We start from the raw sequence: 18031 nt of genomic DNA, 5'->3' as shown, positions 1-18031 counted from the left end.
GCGGTTTAGCGGCTCCCTGCTCTGGCGATCATCAATTCGATGAAATGGTCAAACAGTGGGGCGGCATCGTGCGGGCCCGGGCTGGCCTCCGGGTGCCCCTGAAAACTGAATGCCGCCTTGTCGGTGCGGTGGATACCCTGCAGGGTGCCGTCGAACAGCGACTTGTGCGTCACCCGCAGATTGTCCGGCAGGCCCGCTTCATCCACTGCAAAGCCGTGGTTCTGGCTGGTGATCAGCACCGTGCGGTCATCGAGATTCTGCACCGGGTGGTTGGCACCGTGGTGCCCGTGGCCCATTTTCAGGGTGCGGGCACCGCTGGCCAGCGCCAGCAACTGGTGGCCGAGGCAAATGCCGAACACGGGAATGTCGGTGTCGAGAATGCTGCGAATAGCGCTGATGGCGTAGTCGCAGGGCTCCGGGTCTCCCGGGCCGTTGGAGAGGAACACACCGTCCGGCTGCAGGGCGAGCACCTCGCTGGCCGGGGTTTGCGCGGGCACCACGGTAAGGCGGCAACCGCGATCCACCAGCATGCGCAGAATGTTGCGCTTCGCGCCGTAATCGTAGGCCACCACGTGCCAGGGCAAATCCGCGTCCGGACGCTCCGTGCAACCCCCGTCCAGCGTCCAGCTGCCCTCACGCCAGGCGTAGGGCGCATCCACACTGACATCCTTCGCCAGGTCCATGCCCTTGAGGCCGGCAAACCCGCGCGCCTTGGCCAGCGCAGCAGCTTCATCGACCTGGTCACCGGCCATGATGCAGCCGTTCTGCGCACCCTTGTCGCGCAGTATGCGCGTCAGGCGACGGGTGTCGATATCCGCGATGGCGACAATGTTGCGCCGGCGCAGGTAGCTCTGCAGGTCTTCCTGGTTGCGGTAGTTGCTGGCCAGCAGCGGCAGATCGCGAATGACCAGGCCGGCTGCCCAGATGTTAGCCGACTCTTCGTCTTCGGCATTGGTGCCGGTGTTGCCGATGTGGGGATAGGTCAGGGTGACAATCTGGCGCGCGTAGGAGGGATCAGTGAGAATTTCCTGATACCCGGTCATGGCCGTGTTGAAGACCACTTCACCGACGGAGGCACCGTCTGCTCCTATCGCCACACCTCTGAAAACGGTGCCATCTTCAAGGGCCAAAAGGGCTGGGCTGGACAAGAACACCTCCAAGATTCAGCGGCGGACCTTTGCTGCGCGCGCTGAAAAAAAGCGAGATGGGGGCCACCACATCTCGCTTTTTCTCATAGAATCAGCTCTGGTTACTCGCAGGTACAAACGACGTCCGGGGCGCAATCCGGACATATGAAATCTGGGGCAGAATTGTAGGGTATACCCCCGGCCCTGTCCAGCGAGCAGCGCGCAGAAGCACGGCACAAATACCGCATGCGGGAAACTCAGAGGTCGGCGCTGCGGCGCGACCACAGCATGCAGGCCAGGCTGGCGAAGGCGCAGGCCGCGATACAGGCGACGACACTGAGCAGCGCCTCAGGCAGCAGGTTACTGAACGCACTCGCCGCGCCCCCCAGCCCGAACTGGACCGCACCCATCACCGCGGCCGCCGAGGCGGCGCTGCTGGGGAACGATTCGAGATAGCACGCCTGTATGTTGGGGCTGATGGCACCCAGCATGCCCGCGTAGAGCATCATGGCCGGCAGAAAAGCCTGCACCGGTCCGTCGAACAACACCACCAGCAACAGGGCGAGGCCGCTGGCTGCCTGCAACCAGGTGGCGGCAAACATGATCTGGCGTGGCTCGAAACGATTCAAGAGAACCCGGTTGAGCAGATTACAGGCGAAAATCGCGACGATATTGCAGGCAAACAATGCCGTGAACGCGGCCCGGGACTGGGCAAAATGCTCCAGGTAGATATACGAGGCGTAGGTTACAAATATGATAAGGCCGCCGAACGATGCCGCCTGCCAGAATATGTAGGGGCGCGCACTGCGGGTTTTCAGTACACCCAGGTAGCGTGCCAGGAAGCTCAGGCCATCGGCACCCCCGGGGGGCTTGCGCGGCCCGCGGAACACCGTGGCCTGGAGTAGCGGGAACAGGCACAGGGCATAGCCTCCCAGGCACACAAACACCAGGCGCCAGCTACCTACTTCCAGCAGCAGGGCGCCAATCGCGGGGGCGATGGCAGGCGCCACGATCGCGACCATCCCGATCATTGAAAACAGCTTTGCGGCCTGCACGCCCTGCACCCGGTCGCGCACCAGCGCGGGTACTGATACGCCGATCCAGCCACCACCGACAGATTGCAACAAACGGCCCCACAACAGCGCCTCCAGCGACTGCACCTGTGCCAGGCCGAAGCTGGCCAGCGCGAACACGGCCAGCCCGGTCGCCAGCACGCGCCGGCGCCCATAGCGGTCCGACAGCGCGCCGCCGGTGAGCTGGCCCAGCGCAAACCCCATCATGTACACGGAGATGCTCAGGGACACATCGTGCAGGGTGACCCCCAGTGCCGCCGCAATCAGCGGGAAGGCAGGCAGGTAGGTGTCGATGGCGAAAGGCCCCAGCATCATGGTGAAGCCGAGGGCGAATATCACCGGGAGTGAAATGCCTGATGCGTGATTCATGACGGATCGCCGGAAGGGTCAGGGTGTTTGTTGCTGCGCGGGCCACTGCAGTGTACCGCACGCGGGGCACCAAGGTGCAGCAAAGCTGTGTTCGGCGCCCGGCACTGGAGAAAACAGTTGCGCTACACACCCGGTTTTCTATGATGGGCCGATAACCGTAAACAACAGGATATCTCCAAACATGACCTACAGTTCAGGGAAAACAGCGGTAATCACCGGCGCCGGCTCAGGCATTGGCCGCGCGCTTGCGAGGCAACTCAACCGCGAGGGCTGCGCCCTGTTCCTGAGCGACGTGGATGCCACCGGGTTGGATGAAACCGTGGCGGGCCTGGAGCGCACCGATGTCGCTACCCAGCAGCAGTCCGTGGACGTGGCAGACAAGGCCGCCATGGACGCCTGGGCCGGGGCCATCGCCGAACAACAGTCGTCGGTAGACATCGTGGTCAATAACGCCGGGGTGGGCTACAGCGACCGTGTCGATGCCTGTGACTACGCCAACGTGCAGTGGCTGATGGGCATCAATTTCTGGGGCGTGGTCCACGGCACCATGGCTTTCCTGCCTCTGCTGCAACGCGCCCCGCAGGGGCACCTGGTCAATATATCGTCGATTTTCGGCATGATTGGCGTGCCCACGCAATCCGCCTACAACGCCTCCAAGTTTGCCGTGCGCGGCTACACCGAGGCACTGCGCATGGAAATGCAGGGCAGCAACGTCCACGTGTGTTGCGTGCACCCCGGTGGGGTTGGCACCAATATCGCGCGCCGCAGCCGCGGCGGCGGTGTCGCCGTCAGCGAAGACGAGAAAGCCGCGTTGTTCGAGCAACACGTGCGCACCACGGCGGAATCGGCGGCGGCACAGATCATCCGCGCCGTGGAAAAAAGGCAGCAGCGCCTGTTAATAGGCAGCGATGCCAAGCTCATCAACCTGCTGGCACGCCTGTTTCCGGTCAGCTACCCCCGCTTCATGCCGGGACTGGGCCAGATCGGCAAGGCCGACGCGTGATCACTCACCCCCGGCGCAGGCATCCGTGACCACGACCAGGCTTTCTACCGGGCAGCTGACCGTACTGATCCTTGCCCTCATGGCAACGGGCATGGGTCAATCGCTGGTGTTTGCGATCCTCGCGCCGCTGGGCCGCGAAGTGGCGCTGGGAGAGCTGCAGATCACATCGATCATCGCCATCTCCGCCCTGGTGTTCGCCCTCGCCTCGCCTCACTGGGGTCGACTCAGCGATCGCGTCGGACGCAAGCCCATCATCATCACCGGATTGCTCGGCTACACCGCGGGCACCCTGGTGTTCACCAGCGTATTTTCCATAGGGCTGGCCGGTATTCTCAGCGGCACCCTGCTCTACGTCGTGGCGCTGCTGGCGCGCTGCGGGCAGTCGGTGGTGATGTCTGCCACCAACCCCGCCACAACCGCCTATGCGGCAGACAACAGCGCCGCCGAGCACCGTACACGCACCATGGCCCGCCTCGGCACGGCCAACAGCATGGGCACCATACTCGGTCCCGCGGTGAGCGGCGCCCTGGCAACCTTCGGCCTGCTGGCACCCCTGTATTTTGCGGCAACGCTCGCGGCGTCGGCGGCGCTGCTGGTGTGGCGCAAGCTGCCGAAAACACCCCGCCGGGAGCGCGTACCACGCCATTTGCGTATACGGCTGCGTTTTACCGACCGGCGAGTGCGCCACCTGCTCGCCACCGCCGTGGGGTTGTTCGTCGGCTTCTCCGGCATCCAGCAGACACTGGGCTTCACCCTGCAGGACAAACTGGAGTTGAACGGTATCCAGACCGCCCAGATGACCGGGGCGGCACTGATGGTGTCGGCTCTGTTCACATTCCTGGTACAGATTACCGTGATGCAGCGGCTCAAACTGGAGCCCACGCAATTCATTCGCCTGGGCCTGCTGGCGATGCTGTTTGGCGCAACGATTCTGGCCAGCGCCGATCACTTCCCGCTGCTGGCGGTGGGCATGGGGTTCCTCGGCACAGGCCTGGGTCTGAGTATGCCGTCGATTTCCGCCGGCGCGTCGCTTGCGGTATCCGCCGACGAACAGGGTTCGGTTGCCGGCCTGGTCGCCGCCTGCCCCGCCATCGGATTCGTCGCCGGCCCACTCTGCGCCGGCGCCCTGTATCAGATCCACCCGTCGCTGGCGCCTCTGTTCAGCGCCAGTGTGTTCTTCCTGGTGCTCGTGTTGCTGGTGCGGCGGGAGTCAGCCTGAACGGGCGCTTTCGACCAGACCACTCGCAACTATGTCTTTGGCAGACTGCATACTCATACGCCTGCAGTTACCTTCCCGCAGTTGATTTCTTTACCCTGTGAGAGCCTCAGTTGGCACCGGACAACAACTCGTAGCACGATCGTTCATAACAGGAGCCCTGGTATGCCAGACACAATTACTATCCCGGAACACAACCACGCACTACTGGAAGAGAGCTTCTTCGGCGTGCTGACAACCATTCGGGCCAAGGACGGGTTACTGTCTTCCAATCCCGTCGGTTTTGTCTGGGACGGTCAACAGATCCGCATATCCACCCTGAAAAGCAGACTCAAGTACCGGAATCTCGCGGCCGACAACCGTGTCGCCTTTTGCGTTGTTTCCAGGACAAACGTCATGGACTACGTTGAGATCCGCGGTCACGCCAGCCTGCAGGACGACGACGATCGCAGCTTCTTCCGGCGCCAGTTCATGGCCGGATCAAACGGGGCCGAACCGCCAGAGGATCTGGACGCGCCGGGCGCCGCGCGGGTTGTCATCACGATCCACCCGCAGCAGGTATCCAGCCCCAAACTATACGGTGGGCGATTTGGTTGAAAGTCGGCCAGGGCGGCCCAGACCAGCCTAGATATCCGCGGGCAGAAACGCATCCCCCAGCACCGTCTTGCCATCCAAAGTGTGCACCGAGCGCCCCTGCGCGTGCAGCCACTGGCGACTGTAGGCCACCCGCGCCACGTGCGTCCCGCTGCAGAGTGACAGAGCCGCTTCGGCCATCATCTCCACCGGTTCCGCCCAGTCCGGGAACCGCTGGGCGATTTCGCGCACGTATTCAGCACCCGGGGTCAGCACAATGCTCTCCGGTGCCAGCGTATTGACGTAGATCTGCTCCGGCGCAAGCTCATGCGCCAGGCCCTCGCTGTAGCGGTTGAGGGCCGCCTTGGAGGCGCCGTAGGCGGCAATCACCAGTGCTGCCTCACGGGTGTGGCGATACGGTGCTACCGGCTGCAGGGCGGTCGCACTGCTGATGTTCAGAATCCACCCCGCGCCGCGTTGACGCATACCCGGCAAAGCCTGCGCGGCCAACTCCATGGGCACGTTCACGTTCAGGTCGAACATCTGGTTGCGATGATCGGTGCTTACCCGGCTCGGCATGTTTGCACGCTGCATGGCGGCGTTGTTGACCAGAATGTCGATAGGCCCGAAATGCGCCGCGGCGCGTTCGACCAGATCGGCACGCGCCGCGACATCGAGCAGGCTGCACACTTCAGCGGCGGCCCGTCCTCCCGCGGCATGGATCTCTGCCACGGCGTCGTCGAGGGTTCCCGGCAGGTCGCCGTGTGCACCCGCGCGTGACGCCACCAGCACCACCGCTGCGCCCTCCGCCGCGAAGCGCTTTGCAATGGCGCGACCGATACCGCGGCTACCGCCGGTAATCAGTGCCGTCTTGCCTTGCAGTTGTCCCATGCTCTGCTCCCTTTTGCGGTTAGATGAACGCCCGTGAAACTAGTACTGCCGGTAACGCCGCTGCACATGCCGATGACGCAACAGGCGCTCGGCGGCGCGCTCCTCCGGCGCAACCTGCCGGGCATGCGGCATGTGTTCTGCAATGGCGTCAAAGGCTACACGGGTCACCGTCAGTTCCGGCCACTGCTCTTCTGGCGGCGGCTCGGGGTAGGTCCAGCGCATGCTGGTATAGCCGTGGCGCACGCCGGTGGTACTCACCCAGTTGGCGATACCCGGGTCGCGGTGACACACCACCCAGCGCCGTACACCATCGGGGTCCGCCTCGACAAAATGTGCGTTGATATTACTGGGATAGCTTTCAAAATCGAGCGACTCACCCCACAAATTGGCCAGGTGAAAGCCTAGAAAATGCGGTTCCACCGGCGTGCGGGTTGTAATGACCAGCGCCTCGTCGTCCTCGAGCAGATAGGTGCCGCCCGCATAGATGTTGCTGCTCTGGCCGCCGCCCGTGGCCAGACCCAGCGCATTGGGCGGATTCATATCGTTCACCGGCATGAAGGGCTTGTCCAGCCCCATGCGCTCACTGATGCCGCCTGGCACCTGACCGTACGTCTCCAGCGTGATGGTGTTGAAGGCATTCCAGAAATGCACCTGATTGCGCGCCACGCTGCCTACGTCACGCAACATCTGCATCGCGCCCTCGGGGTCAATAGGCGGGCGCGGTTCGTTTTCACAGCCGATGCGCAGGATCTCCAGATCCAACAGGTCCTGGTTTTCCCAGTCATGGAAAAGCTCGCGGCAGGTGAGAAACTTGCCCACGTGCTCCACGTCGCGACTGATGCGCTTGCCGGCGATGAAGTTACCGGTATAGCCGGCGGGCTTTTCCGGTGCAATCAGGATCTCGAAGCTGCCATCGTCGGCAACCTGCAAGGTGGTACTGTCCAGCGTTCCTGTGTTGATGCGGGTACCGGGTTTCATTTCCGACAGCTTACCGCTGTCCCCCGCGTGGCCGCTGGCGAGCTCGAAGATCACATACTGCGGGGCGGTCTTGCCTTCTGCTGCCGGCTCACCGCGCCAGTGACGGCTATCCGCCGCCCGGCCCCGGATGCGGTAGCTGTAATTACCGTCGATCTCCACACCCAGATAGACCGCGTCCGAATTATCGATGGTGGCGCGATTCATCGGCTGGATAGCGCGCCGAAAGCGCGGATACAGCGGGTCACCCAGCGCACGCTCGATACCGGCCAGCATAAAGCCCAGCACGTAGCGATAACCCTCGGCAAGGTGGCGATCCGTGGGCGGCGGCGGATACAGCGCCGGATCGTCAATGGCATCCCGCGCCTCCTGGAAGCAGGCGATCATGTCATCGAAGGCCTGACGCAATGCGTCACGCGTCGCCTGGCTGCTCTCTTGCTCTGACATATTGTTATCCTCTGGAATGTGAGTGGTCTGGAGCGCCTGGAACTCAGGCCGGCGCTCGTTCCGTTTCAGCGCCTGCCTCCGGGTCGGGGCCGGCGCCATTGTGGCCGGGCCATCCATAGCGCAGGTAAAAGTCGGCGAGGCGCTGCTCGAGTAATTCCTGTGACAAGGCGTAATCGCCAAGGCTGTACTCAAATTTGGAATGATGGCTCTTCTCCCGCTCGGCATTGGCGCGCAGGAAGTCATCAAACTGTGTGCTTACCGTCATACCCAGCGCCGCATACACAGCATGTACCGTTTCCTGCGGTTGCTTCGTCAGGTCGCGATAGTCCACGATGGCGCGCGGTGTATCCGGCCGCGCTGCGAGTTGCTGCGCCGGGTTCTCGAAACTCTCGAAGGAGGTCTCCAGCAATAGCGCCAGCGAGTGTGCGTAGTCTTCTTTGCGCCAGCCCTTGCTCTTCCACGAAATCTCTACCAGCTTGAGCAGGCTGGGCACACATTCAGCGGGGTCACGCAGCATGACCACGATGCGCGCATCCGGGAAGGTCTCGATGATCGATCCCACCCAACCACTCATCACCGGGTTCTTGCTCAAATGAATGCGCTCCCCGCCGTTGAGTAACAACTGGCGCTTCACCAGCTCCTTGTAGTGATGCATCCAGCGCTTACGCTTGGCGGGCATCTGATCGAGATGAAACAGGTCCAGTACGTCCATCACCGGCAGGTCTGTGGACCACTGCTGCGTGACGAAGGCCGCGCGCATGGCGAACTGATCCTCTTCTGAGGTCCACAGGCTCATGTTGTGGATGTGCCGGAACGGTCCAAAGGTGTTGTCATCCCAGGCCTTGATGCGGCGGTACAAAGCGCCATTCAGCAGCCGGGTGTCCACAGAGCCCAGCCAGCGGATGACCCGCTTTTGCAGCAGCGACGGAAACAGCGTTTCCCAGTAGAGAAAGTCACTGAAGCGCTCACCGTCGGCGGAGAGGAGCCGATGCATGAGTGTTGTGCCGCTGCGCGCATGGCCAACAATGAACACGGGCGCGACGACACGCTGCGTCCATAACCGCGGGAAAAACACGTAATCAAGCAGGAAGCAGAGAGTATGAAACAGCGTAGCCAGCGGCGTCACCAAGAGCAGGCGCAGCAGCAGGCGCCGGCGCCCCGGCCACTCTTTGAGCCGCCACACATGGCGCAGCAGGCGCAGGTAATAATCAACGTCGAAATACATGGTGTGCCTTGCCCAGTTTCAGGAATCCAGTACTCTAGCCCCTTTGAAGCTGCTGGCAACTGCGGTTTAGAGGAAATACGGACAGCTGTAACCTGCTGTTATAAAAGGCTTTTAAGGTCAACCTACGATGCAGAGACAACAGGCCTTACATTTTTTTGTCACTGAAGCGACGCTGTGACTGGCAATGACTTGCCCGCTCCGCGCAAGCGGCCTCGCCAACATCGCTCCCGCGCGCTGGTGGGGGCCATCCGCGAAGCCTGCCTGAAAATCCTGGAGCAGGAGGGCCCGGACCAGCTGACCACCGCGCGCATTGCCGACGTGGCGGGCGTGAACATTGCCTCTCTTTACCAATACTTTCCCAACAAGGAAGCGGTGCTGGCGGAAGTGTACGAAGAGCGTATGGCGGGCTTGCTGGCCCAGACCGAGAGTGAGTTCGCACGTATTCACGCCCTCACTGACCAGGGCGTGGAAGCCACCCTGGCGGCCATCATTGACCTCGAGGCCACACTGCTCCTGCAGCTATACCGCATGTATCCCGATTTCTACCTGCAGTACCAACAGAGCCTGGATATACGTGCCCGCGTCAACCAGCTTACCCAATCCCTCGCCAACCCCTCCTGGGAGGAATGGTTTCCGGGTTTTCTGCGGCGCCACCGGCAGCAGCTGCGCGCTGGCCCGATCGACACCATGGCGTTCATTGCTCGCCGCAGCCTGGATGCCAGCCTGCAGTCGGCGCTCGCCGAGCGCCCTGAGGCACTGGAGGACCCGGTTTTTCGCCGGGAGGTGTTGAGCCTGCTGTTGCGCTACCTGCTGAAGTAGCGGGGCGTCAGCCGGCCGTCAGCTTTTCCAGCGCTACCCGCAAGCCCTCCGGTATCGGTACCGAGCGGTTGGCTGCACGCTCGACGAACACATGCACAAAGTGGCCGTGCGCCAGAGCCTCATCCTCGCCCTCACGGAAGATGGCGATGCCATACTGTACTGAGCTGTTACCGAGGCGATCGACGCGCAGGCCGCCTTCGATCGCTTCCGGGTAACTGGCCGGGGCGTGGTAGTCGCAGCCCGAGCTCACCACGTAACCAACGATGGCGCCATCCGCGATATCCAGCCCGCCTTCCTCAATCAGATAGCGATTGGCGACCGAATCGAAGTAGGAATAGTAGACCACGTTGTTGATGTGCCCGTAGGTGTCATTGTCCGACCAGCGTGTGCTGATGGGGTAAAACACCGCATAGTCGGCGCGCAGCGGTCGCTTGCTCATGCGCCGGCCCCGTGCGCTGCGCGATAAATCGCCAGCGCATCGGCTTCGCTCACCTCACGCGGATTGTTGACCAGCAGGCGCTGTTGCTGCATGGCATCCGCCGCGAGCATGGGCAGGTCCGCTGCCGGTACGCCGGCATCCGCCAGCGTGGCCGGCAGGCCCACATCGGCTATCAGCTGCTTGAGCGCCTCCACCAGTGCCGACGCGCGCGCGGACACGCTGCCGGTGATGCCAGGCACAACAATCTCTGCCAGCTCCGCATACCGTGCTTCAGCGGCCGGCATGTTGTAGGACAGCACCGCGGGCAGTACCAGCGAATTACTGAGACCGTGGGGAATGTGATAGTGGCCACCCAGCGGGTAAGCCAGCGCGTGTACCGCCGCCACCGGCGCGTTGGCAAACGCCTGCCCGGCGAGGCAGGCACCCAGCAACATGGCCGCGCGCGCTTCGCGGTTGTCACCGTCGCTGACAGCCGTGCGGATGTGGGTAGCCAACAGCCGCAATGCCTCGCGCGCCAGATTGTCGGAAACCGGGTTCTTTTTCAGTTTCGAGGTGTAGGCCTCGATGGCATGCACCATGGCATCAACGCCGGTCATAGCCGTTACCCGGGGTGGCAGGCCCAGGGTCAGGTCGGCATCGAGCAGGGCAACATCGGGCAGCAGTACAGCGGAGGAGACACCGGCCTTGGTGGTCTCCCCGGTGGTAATGACCGCCACCGGTGTCACCTCGGAGCCGGTACCGGCGGTGGTCGGCACCAGTATCAGGGGCAGGCGTCCGCCGCTGATCTGGTCGACGCCGTAGAGGGCCTGCAGCGGCTGAGAGCCCGCCAGCAGCGCCGCCACCACCTTTGCCACATCCATGGAGCTGCCGCCGCCCAGCGCAATCACCCCATCCACGCCAGCAGCGCGTCCCAGCGCCGCTGCCGCCTCAACCGTGGCCTCCGGCGGGTCTTCCCGCACCTGATCGTAGAGCACGACGGGCATACCGGCCGCTTCCAGCGCGGCCTGCACCGGCTGCACCAGCCCGATCCCGATCAAGCCGGGGTCGGTCACCAGCAGCGGCTGACGAATTCCCAGGCGCTGGCAGCTCTCCGCCAGGGCCAGAGCGCTGCCCGGTCGGCAAATGAGCTGCGGCACCGTATTGAAAACGAAAGGCTGCATGGCGTGCTCCTACAGCGTGAGAATCACTTTGCCGCGTGCCCGCCGCTCCATCATGCAAGCATAGGCCGCTTCATAATCCTCCAGCGCAAAGAGGTCGGTGACGACCGGCTTCAATTTGCCCTCGGCAAACAATGCCCACAAATCGTGGATATTCTGCAGGTTCACCGCGGGCTCTTCTGCCATGAAGCGACCCCAGAACACACCCACGATCGAGCAGCCCTTGAGCAACGCAAGGTTGAGGGGAATACTGGGGATGGGGCCACTGGCAAAACCGATCACCAGGTAGCGTCCGTTCCAGGCCATGCTGCGCAAGGCGGGTTCGGAGTAGTCACCACCCACCGGGTCGTACACGACATCCACACCCTTGCCGCCGGTGAGCTCCTTCAGGGCATCCTTGAGAGACACGTCGCTGTAGTTGATAAGTTCATCCGCGCCGAGCTGCTTGCACAGGGCCAGCTTCTCGTCCGTGCTGGCAGCAGCGATCACCCGTGCCCCCATCAGCTTGCCCAGTTCCACCGCCGTGGTGCCTACGCCGCCCGCCGCGCCCAGCACCAGCAGGGTTTCGCCGGGCTGCAGGTTGGCGCGCTGCTTGAGCGCATGGTAGGAGGTGAAGTAGGTGATGGCGACACCCGCAGCCTGCTCGAACGTGAGCCCGTCCGGCATGGGGAACACGGCGTGCTGGTTGGCCGCAATGCGCGAACAGAACGCACCGTGGGCACCCATGGAAATCACTTTTTCCCCCGGCTGCAGGCGCGTCACATTCTTGCCCACCGCCACCACCACGCCGGAGCATTCGCCGCCGGGAATGAACGGCAAATCCGGCTTGGTCTGGTACTTGTTCTGGATGATGAGTACATCCGGGAAGTTCAATCCGGCCGCCTTGACGTCAATCAGCACATCGTCGTCACCCATTTCCGGGTCCGGCCAGGCCGTCTCCAATGACAGCTTGTCTGGCAGCCCGTGTTCCTTGCATACCACCGCTTTCATATCACAATACCTCGAACAGGCCGGCGGCACCCATGCCACCGCCTACGCACATGGTAATGACAACGTATTTCACACCGCGCCGCTTGCCTTCCAGCAGGGCGTGGCCAATCATGCGCGAGCCACTCATGCCGTAGGGGTGGCCAATGGAAATCGCCCCGCCGCTGACATTCAGCTTGTCGTTGTCGATACCGAGCCGGTCGCGGCAGTACAACACCTGCACGGCAAAGGCCTCGTTGAGCTCCCACAGGCCGATGTCATCGACAGACAGGCCGTGCTGCTTGAGCAGTTTCGGCACGGCAAACACCGGGCCAATACCCATTTCGTCTGGCTCGCAGCCCGCCACCGCAATACCGCGATACAAACCCAGCGGCTGCAGGCCTTCCTGCTCTGCCACCCTGGCATCCATCAACAGCTGCGCGGAGGAGCCGTCGGAAAGCTGGGAGGCGTTGCCCGCTGTGATGGTGCCGCCTTCAATCACCGTTTTCAGGCCGGCAAGGCCCTCGGCGGTTGTGGCACGCAGGCCTTCATCGGCGCTGACCGTGGCCTCCGCCTCGGACTGCTCGCCGGTTTCCTTGTTCCACACGATGCGTTTGCAGGTGACCGGCACCAGCTCATCCGCATAGCGCCCGGCTTCATACGCCTCAGCCGTGCGCTGCTGCGATTGCAGGCCGTACTCATCCATGGCCTCGCGCGATATACCGTAGCGCTTGGCCACCACCTCTGCCGTTTGCAGCATGGGCATGTGGATATTGGGGTGCATGGCCATCAGCTCTTCATCCACCATGCGGTGCAGGTTCATGTGCTCATTCTGCACCAGCGAGATGGACTCGAGCCCGCCACCCACAACGCAGGTCATGCCGTCGTACATGATCTGTTTCGCCGCGGTGGCAACCGCCATGAGGCCCGAGGAGCACTGGCGGTCAAGTGTCATGCCGGACACCGTCACCGGCAGACCGGCACGCAGGGCAATCTGCCGCGCCACGTTGGAGCCGGTAGCGCCCTGCTGCAGGGCGCTGCCCATGATAACGTCATCCACCCGGGCCGGGTCGATACCCGCCCGGCGCACGGCTTCGGCCACGGAGGCGGCCCCGAGGCTCGCACCACCGAGATTATTGAACCCGCCGCGATAGGCTTTCGCTATCGGCGTGCGCGCGGTGGCTACAATCACTGCTTCTTTCATGTCTGTCTCTCCCGGCGCGCGAGCTCGCGCACGCCTGTTGAATCAATCGATTTTGATACCGAGGCCTTCTGCAGCCTTGCCCACCATCTTGACGCTCTGCTCAAAGCCTGCGGTCAACTCACGCTCACCCTCGCGGCTGCTGATCTGCTCCCAGTGTGCCGCAATGCCTTCCGGCGTCTGCTCGTCGACCGGCAGCCAGGCACCCTCTGTCTCCACAATGCGGGCCACGGCAAAACCGCCGGCGCCCGCGGCCAGAATGGTGCGGTTAGGCGAGTCTTCGCTCACCAGATAAAGCACGGCAGGGGTGACAGTCTCAGGCGTGAGCAGCTCGAAGGCCTGCTCAGGCAGCAACCCTTCCGTCATGCGGGTGCCCGCTGTGGGCGACAGCGCGTTGACGCGAATGTTGTACTTGGCGCCTTCCTGCACCAACGTATTCATGAGCCCGACCACACCCATTTTCGCTGCGCCATAGTTGCTCTGGCCGAAGTTGCCATAGAGGCCGCTGGACGACGTGGTGACGACAATGCGCCCGTAGGACTGGTCGCGCATGATGTCCCATACCGCCTTGGTGCAGTTGACGGTGCCCATCAGGTGCACGTCCAGCACCAGCTGGAAGTCGTCCAGGCCACCCTTGGTGAAACTCTTGTCGCGCAGAATGCCGGCGTTGTTGACCAGAATGTCTACACGGCCCCATTTTTCCATGGTCTGCTGCACCATGCCTTCCACTTCGGCGTAATGCGACACGTTGGCACCATTGGCAATAGCCTCACCGCCAGCCGCTTCGATCTCAGCCACTACGGCACGCGCCGCATCACTGGAGGCGCCAGTGCCGTCCTTCGCGCCGCCCAGGTCATTAACCACCACTTTTGCGCCACGGGCTGCCAGCTCTATGGCGTGACAACGTCCCAACCCCTGCCCCGCGCCGGTGACAATGGCGACCTTGCCGTCATAACGAATACTCATGCCTGTTCTCCCTTGATTCGATGTTGTGCACCCGCTGAGCGGGCGCGCCAGATCAGCCTGCTACCACCATGGAAAGCCATTCGGCTACCAGAGCGGGGTTGTCTTCACCCTCAATCTCGACCGTAATGGCCTGCTTGATGAGGAAGCGGTTGCCCTCCTTGGGCTGCACATCCACGATCTCGACGTGCGCGCGCACACGCTTGCCGGCGCGCACCGGCGTCAGGAAACGCACCTTGTCGAAGCCGTAGTTGATTCCCATCACCACCTTCTCCGGCATGATGCCCACACCCTCACACATCTTCACCAGCATGGAGAGCGTGAGGAAGCCGTGGGCGATGGTGCCACCGAAGGGGGTTTGTGCGGCCTTTTCCTCATCAATGTGAATGAACTGGTGATCCTCCGTAACATCCGCAAAGGCGTTGATACGATCCTGATCCAGAGTTATCCAGGGGCCCGGTTCCAGCTTCAGGCCTTTCTGGTTCACCATTTCGCTATTGGGAACGACTTTCATGGTCATGCGTGTGTCCTTGAGTTTACGGGTACGAATTGTGTGAGCGGCCGGGGATGACTCTCAACCGTCGCGGAAGGTCGCATTGACCTCCTGCTGTTGCATATAGCCTTTCAGCTCATTGCGGCCCACCACCATGCGGTGAACCTCGTCCGGGCCATCAGCCAGGCGCAGGGTGCGCTGGCCCATGTACATGGCCGCCAGCGGCGTGTCCTGCGAAACACCCAGCGCACCGTACATCTGGATGGCCTGATCGACAATGCGGATGGAAATGTTGGGCACCGCGGTCTTGATCATGGAAATCCATACGCGGGCTTCCTTCGGGTGCACGTTGTCCATCATCCAGGCCGTTTTCAGCGTCAGCAGACGCGCCATTTCAATATCCATGCGTGCATTGGCGATGATGTCCACATTGCCGCCGAGACGCGCCAGCGGCTTGCCGAAGGCAGTGCGGGACACCGCGCGTTCACACAGCAGCTTGAGTGCTTTTTCCGCCGCACCGATGGCGCGCATGCAGTGGTGGATGCGGCCCGGGCCCAGCCGGCCCTGGGAGATCTCGAAGCCGCGGCCGGGGCCCAGAATCATGTTCTCCTTCGGCACGCGCACATTGGTGTAGCGCTGGTGCATGTGGCCATGCGGGGCATCGTCCATGGAAAACACGTTCATGGCGCGCAGGTTTTCCACGCCGGGCGTGTTCATGGGCACCAGTATCTGCGATTGCTGCAGGTGCTTGGGGGCATCGGGATCCGTCTTGACCATGACGATCATGATCTTGCAACGCGGGTCGCCAGCACCGGAGATATAGTGCTTCTCGCCATTGATCACCCACTCATCGCCCTCCAGCACGGCCGACGTGCAGATATTGGTCGCGTCCGATGAGGCCACGCCGGGCTCCGTCATGGCGTAAGCCGAGCGGATCTCCCCGTTCAACAACGGTTCCAGCCACTCGCGTTTCTGGTCTTCGCTGCCGTATTTGTGCAGCACCTCCATGTTGCCGGTATCGGGTGCAGCGCAGTTGAATACCTCGGCAGCGATATGCGATTTGCCCATTTCCTCCGCCAGGTAGGCGTACTCTACCGTGGTGAGGCCGGAACCATGCTCGCCGTCGGTCAGGAAGAAATTCCACAACCCGGCAGCCTTTGCCTTGCCTTTCAGCGCTTCCATGATCTCGGTTTGGCGCGGAGTGAACTGCCAGCGGTCGCCGACGCCGATCTCCGCAATGTACTCCTCTTCCAGCGGCGCTATTTCTTCTGCTACAAAGGCCCTGACCTGCGCCAACAGGGGCTTAAGTTTGTCACTGACTCCAAGATCCATGGTGTACTCGCTTTTTGCCGTGTGATGAATAATAGCCCGCCCTTACTGGCGGGCCGCCTGTGTCAGTTCAGCACTGTAGTGGGCCTTGAGCTGACGCTTGAAAATCTTGCCGGAGGCAATGCGCGGCAGTGCCTCGGTCTGCAGCCACACCCGCAGCGGCACCTTGAACGCCGCCAGATGTTCACCCAGGAAACGCTGCAACGCTTCCACGCCAAGCGCCTCGCCTTCACGCAGTACCACCACCGCGGCTACGCTCTCGCCGAGACGCTCGTCCGGCAGGCCGAACACGGCTGCTTCGCGCACGGCGGAATGGCGGTGAATGGCCGCTTCCACCTCGATACAACTGATGTTTTCACCACCGCGGATAATGATGTCCTTGATGCGATCAACGATGTAGAGAAACCCCTCGGCGTCCAGACGCGCGACATCGCCCGTGTGGAACCAGCCGTCGATAAACGCTTCCTGTGTAGCTTCCGGCTTGTTCCAGTAGCCACGCGCGTTGGCAGTGGACTTGATACACAGCTCGCCACGCTCGCCGGCGGGCAGGGCGTGCCCCGCACTATCGATAATCTTGAATTCGGTCACCGCAGGTACCACCCGGCCGGTGCTCTCGGGCCGCGCCACATAGGCCGCACCGGCATTCACCGCACCCAGGGCGTTGGTCTCAGTGAGACCGTAGCCGATACCCGGCGCCGAGCGCTGAAAGGTACCGGCGATCTTGCCCACCTGGTCGGGTGGCCGCGCCGCGCCGCCAGAAAAGATCTCGACCAGTGATGACACATCGCGGGAGCTCGTCAAGGCCGCTGCCTGCAATTCAGACGACATGGTCGGCACACCGTTGAACCAGGTGATGCGTTCAGCCTCAATCAGCCGCAGGGCCTCCTGCACATCCCATTTGTGCATGATGACCAGCTTGCGCCCAATCAGCAGCGAAAGCAGGAACGCCGAGTGGCTGGCTGTGCAGTGAAACAGGGGGATCGTCAGCAGGCCGGCGGGGCCGTGGGCCGGCTTCGCCGTCTCGCCCGACAGCTGTTTGTTCACCGTGCCCTGGAGGAGCCAGCTCCACAGCGCGGCCAAGACCGCACGGTGCGTGGACACCGCACCCTTGGGGTGCCCGGTCGACCCGGAGGTATACATGATAGTGGCATCGTCGTCGGGCGCCACCGCCACGTCGGGCATATCACTACCCGCAAAGTCCCGCTGCAGGTCGTCGAAACCCACCGTCTCCAGTGCCGTATCGCTGCAGTCCCCCACCGCAATCACCGCCAGCGCGTGGCGCGTTGCAATAGGTGCCAGGCGGCTGACGCGCTCAGGGTCGGCGATCACCACGCGGCTGCCACTGTCTGCTAACCCGTAATCCAGCTCCTCGGTTGTCCACCAGGCATTCATCGGCACCGCCACCGCGCCAATCGAGACAATGGCGATGAAGGCCATCATCCATTCCGGGTTGTTGCGGCTGGCAATGGCCACCCGGTCCCCCGGTGCCACATCAAAACGCTGCTGCAACGCAGCGGCCAATGCCGCGCTGCGCGCCCAGGCTTCGGCAAAGGAATAGCGCTGCTCGCGGTACACGGCGAAACAGCGATCGCCGTGCTGACGCATCAACGCGCAGTATTGGCCCAGGTTGGCAGGCATGCCGCTGTAAGAGCGAAAATCCACGCCGGCCAGCGTCACGGTCTCCAGCGCGAAGGGTTGCCCGTCGGCGGTCAGCGCGGCCACACAGTCAGCGAATGGATCCGCGGATGCTTGCATATCACTTACC

17 protein-coding genes are annotated in these 18031 nt (G+C 62.7%); 4 read left to right on the top strand and 13 right to left on the bottom strand.

The genetic code is table 11. The features are described from left to right. Positions 1-5: 5 nt before the first annotated feature. Complete coding sequence (gene carA / locus EGJ68_RS04495) at positions 6-1148, bottom strand: glutamine-hydrolyzing carbamoyl-phosphate synthase small subunit (protein WP_123034038.1); 1143 nt, start codon at positions 1146-1148, stop codon at positions 6-8. A gap of 236 nt (positions 1149-1384) precedes the next feature. Next, positions 1385-2569, bottom strand: coding sequence for a Bcr/CflA family efflux MFS transporter (locus EGJ68_RS04490; protein WP_123033313.1), 1185 nt, complete (start codon positions 2567-2569; stop codon positions 1385-1387). Between the two features lie 181 nt (positions 2570-2750). Here EGJ68_RS04490 and EGJ68_RS04485 point away from each other — a divergent pair, with 181 nt between their 5' ends. From EGJ68_RS04485 to EGJ68_RS04475, 3 genes are all read left to right on the top strand, one after another. Next, entirely contained in the window at positions 2751-3572 is an 822-nt protein-coding gene (locus tag EGJ68_RS04485) for an SDR family NAD(P)-dependent oxidoreductase (RefSeq protein WP_123033312.1), read from the top strand. A 25-nt stretch (positions 3573-3597) separates the two neighbouring features. Then, the gene (locus tag EGJ68_RS04480) at positions 3598-4791 is read left to right on the top strand and encodes an MFS transporter (RefSeq protein ID WP_233248667.1); all 1194 of its coding nucleotides are present in this window, start codon (positions 3598-3600) and stop codon (positions 4789-4791) included. A 162-nt stretch (positions 4792-4953) separates the two neighbouring features. Beyond that, positions 4954-5385 (top strand): PPOX class F420-dependent oxidoreductase, encoded by a 432-nt coding sequence (locus EGJ68_RS04475; protein WP_123033311.1) that lies wholly within the window; start codon positions 4954-4956, stop codon positions 5383-5385. 27 nt (positions 5386-5412) lie between these two features. On the opposite strand, the gene EGJ68_RS04470 is transcribed toward EGJ68_RS04475, so the two are convergent. The 3 genes from EGJ68_RS04470 to EGJ68_RS04460 are packed head-to-tail and all read right to left on the bottom strand — an operon-like array spanning position 5413 to position 8899. Beyond that, complete coding sequence (locus EGJ68_RS04470; RefSeq protein WP_123033310.1) at positions 5413-6252, bottom strand: SDR family NAD(P)-dependent oxidoreductase; 840 nt, start codon at positions 6250-6252, stop codon at positions 5413-5415. A 39-nt stretch (positions 6253-6291) separates the two neighbouring features. Continuing rightward, positions 6292-7674, bottom strand: a complete 1383-nt coding sequence (locus EGJ68_RS04465; protein WP_123033309.1) for a hypothetical protein — start codon at positions 7672-7674, stop codon at positions 6292-6294. A 43-nt stretch (positions 7675-7717) separates the two neighbouring features. After that, a complete protein-coding gene (locus EGJ68_RS04460; RefSeq protein ID WP_123033308.1) occupies positions 7718-8899 on the bottom strand; it encodes a sulfotransferase family protein in 1182 nt (393 codons plus the stop codon). Positions 8900-9073: 174 nt separating this feature from the next. Between EGJ68_RS04460 and EGJ68_RS04455 the strand changes: the two genes are divergently transcribed. Beyond that, on the top strand, positions 9074-9718 hold the full coding sequence (locus EGJ68_RS04455) for a TetR/AcrR family transcriptional regulator (protein WP_123033307.1): 645 nt from the start codon (positions 9074-9076) through the stop codon (positions 9716-9718). Between the two features lie 7 nt (positions 9719-9725). On the opposite strand, the gene EGJ68_RS04450 is transcribed toward EGJ68_RS04455, so the two are convergent. Genes EGJ68_RS04450 through EGJ68_RS04415 form a run of 8 tightly spaced genes read right to left on the bottom strand, consistent with a single transcriptional unit; the run spans position 9726 to position 18021 of the window. Beyond that, on the bottom strand, positions 9726-10157 hold the full coding sequence (locus tag EGJ68_RS04450; protein ID WP_123033306.1) for an acyl-CoA thioesterase: 432 nt from the start codon (positions 10155-10157) through the stop codon (positions 9726-9728). Next, the gene (locus EGJ68_RS04445; protein ID WP_123033305.1) at positions 10154-11317 is read right to left on the bottom strand and encodes an iron-containing alcohol dehydrogenase; all 1164 of its coding nucleotides are present in this window, start codon (positions 11315-11317) and stop codon (positions 10154-10156) included. The genes EGJ68_RS04450 and EGJ68_RS04445 overlap by 4 nt, the downstream gene beginning before the upstream one ends. Positions 11318-11326: 9 nt before the next feature. Next, positions 11327-12304, bottom strand: coding sequence for an NADPH:quinone oxidoreductase family protein (locus tag EGJ68_RS04440; protein ID WP_123033304.1), 978 nt, complete (start codon positions 12302-12304; stop codon positions 11327-11329). Position 12305: 1 nt separating this feature from the next. Continuing rightward, positions 12306-13484, bottom strand: a complete 1179-nt coding sequence (locus EGJ68_RS04435; protein ID WP_123033303.1) for an acetyl-CoA C-acyltransferase — start codon at positions 13482-13484, stop codon at positions 12306-12308. Between the two features lie 42 nt (positions 13485-13526). After that, positions 13527-14447, bottom strand: a complete 921-nt coding sequence (locus EGJ68_RS04430; RefSeq protein WP_123033302.1) for an SDR family NAD(P)-dependent oxidoreductase — start codon at positions 14445-14447, stop codon at positions 13527-13529. A 52-nt stretch (positions 14448-14499) separates the two neighbouring features. Beyond that, on the bottom strand, positions 14500-14964 hold the full coding sequence (locus EGJ68_RS04425; protein ID WP_123033301.1) for a MaoC family dehydratase: 465 nt from the start codon (positions 14962-14964) through the stop codon (positions 14500-14502). Between the two features lie 54 nt (positions 14965-15018). After that, complete coding sequence (locus EGJ68_RS04420; protein WP_123033300.1) at positions 15019-16269, bottom strand: acyl-CoA dehydrogenase family protein; 1251 nt, start codon at positions 16267-16269, stop codon at positions 15019-15021. Between the two features lie 42 nt (positions 16270-16311). Beyond that, positions 16312-18021, bottom strand: coding sequence for a class I adenylate-forming enzyme family protein (locus tag EGJ68_RS04415; RefSeq protein WP_123033299.1), 1710 nt, complete (start codon positions 18019-18021; stop codon positions 16312-16314). Positions 18022-18031 lie beyond the last annotated feature (10 nt).

The organism is Haliea alexandrii, assembly GCF_003719295.1.
Classification (GTDB): Bacteria; Pseudomonadota; Gammaproteobacteria; order Pseudomonadales; family Halieaceae; genus Haliea; species Haliea alexandrii.
The sequence above is the reverse complement of the archived record's forward strand: the minus strand, read 5'-3'. Positions and strand labels throughout refer to the sequence as shown.

Excerpts from the sequence above, each read along its gene's own strand:
- EGJ68_RS04490 (WP_123033313.1), bottom strand. The coding sequence starts at position 2,569 with ATGAATCACGCATCAGGCATTTCACTCCCGGTGATATTCGCCCTCGGC.
- EGJ68_RS04485 (WP_123033312.1), top strand. The coding sequence starts at position 2,751 with ATGACCTACAGTTCAGGGAAAACAGCGGTAATCACCGGCGCCGGCTCA.
- EGJ68_RS04475 (WP_123033311.1), top strand. The coding sequence starts at position 4,954 with ATGCCAGACACAATTACTATCCCGGAACACAACCACGCACTACTGGAA.
- EGJ68_RS04470 (WP_123033310.1), bottom strand. The coding sequence starts at position 6,252 with ATGGGACAACTGCAAGGCAAGACGGCACTGATTACCGGCGGTAGCCGC.
- EGJ68_RS04465 (WP_123033309.1), bottom strand. The coding sequence starts at position 7,674 with ATGTCAGAGCAAGAGAGCAGCCAGGCGACGCGTGACGCATTGCGTCAG.
- EGJ68_RS04460 (WP_123033308.1), bottom strand. The coding sequence starts at position 8,899 with ATGTATTTCGACGTTGATTATTACCTGCGCCTGCTGCGCCATGTGTGG.
- EGJ68_RS04450 (WP_123033306.1), bottom strand. The coding sequence starts at position 10,157 with ATGAGCAAGCGACCGCTGCGCGCCGACTATGCGGTGTTTTACCCCATC.
- EGJ68_RS04445 (WP_123033305.1), bottom strand. The coding sequence starts at position 11,317 with ATGCAGCCTTTCGTTTTCAATACGGTGCCGCAGCTCATTTGCCGACCG.
- EGJ68_RS04440 (WP_123033304.1), bottom strand. The coding sequence starts at position 12,304 with ATGAAAGCGGTGGTATGCAAGGAACACGGGCTGCCAGACAAGCTGTCA.
- EGJ68_RS04435 (WP_123033303.1), bottom strand. The coding sequence starts at position 13,484 with ATGAAAGAAGCAGTGATTGTAGCCACCGCGCGCACGCCGATAGCGAAA.
- EGJ68_RS04430 (WP_123033302.1), bottom strand. The coding sequence starts at position 14,447 with ATGAGTATTCGTTATGACGGCAAGGTCGCCATTGTCACCGGCGCGGGG.
- EGJ68_RS04425 (WP_123033301.1), bottom strand. The coding sequence starts at position 14,964 with ATGACCATGAAAGTCGTTCCCAATAGCGAAATGGTGAACCAGAAAGGC.
- EGJ68_RS04420 (WP_123033300.1), bottom strand. The coding sequence starts at position 16,269 with ATGGATCTTGGAGTCAGTGACAAACTTAAGCCCCTGTTGGCGCAGGTC.
- EGJ68_RS04415 (WP_123033299.1), bottom strand. The coding sequence starts at position 18,021 with ATGCAAGCATCCGCGGATCCATTCGCTGACTGTGTGGCCGCGCTGACC.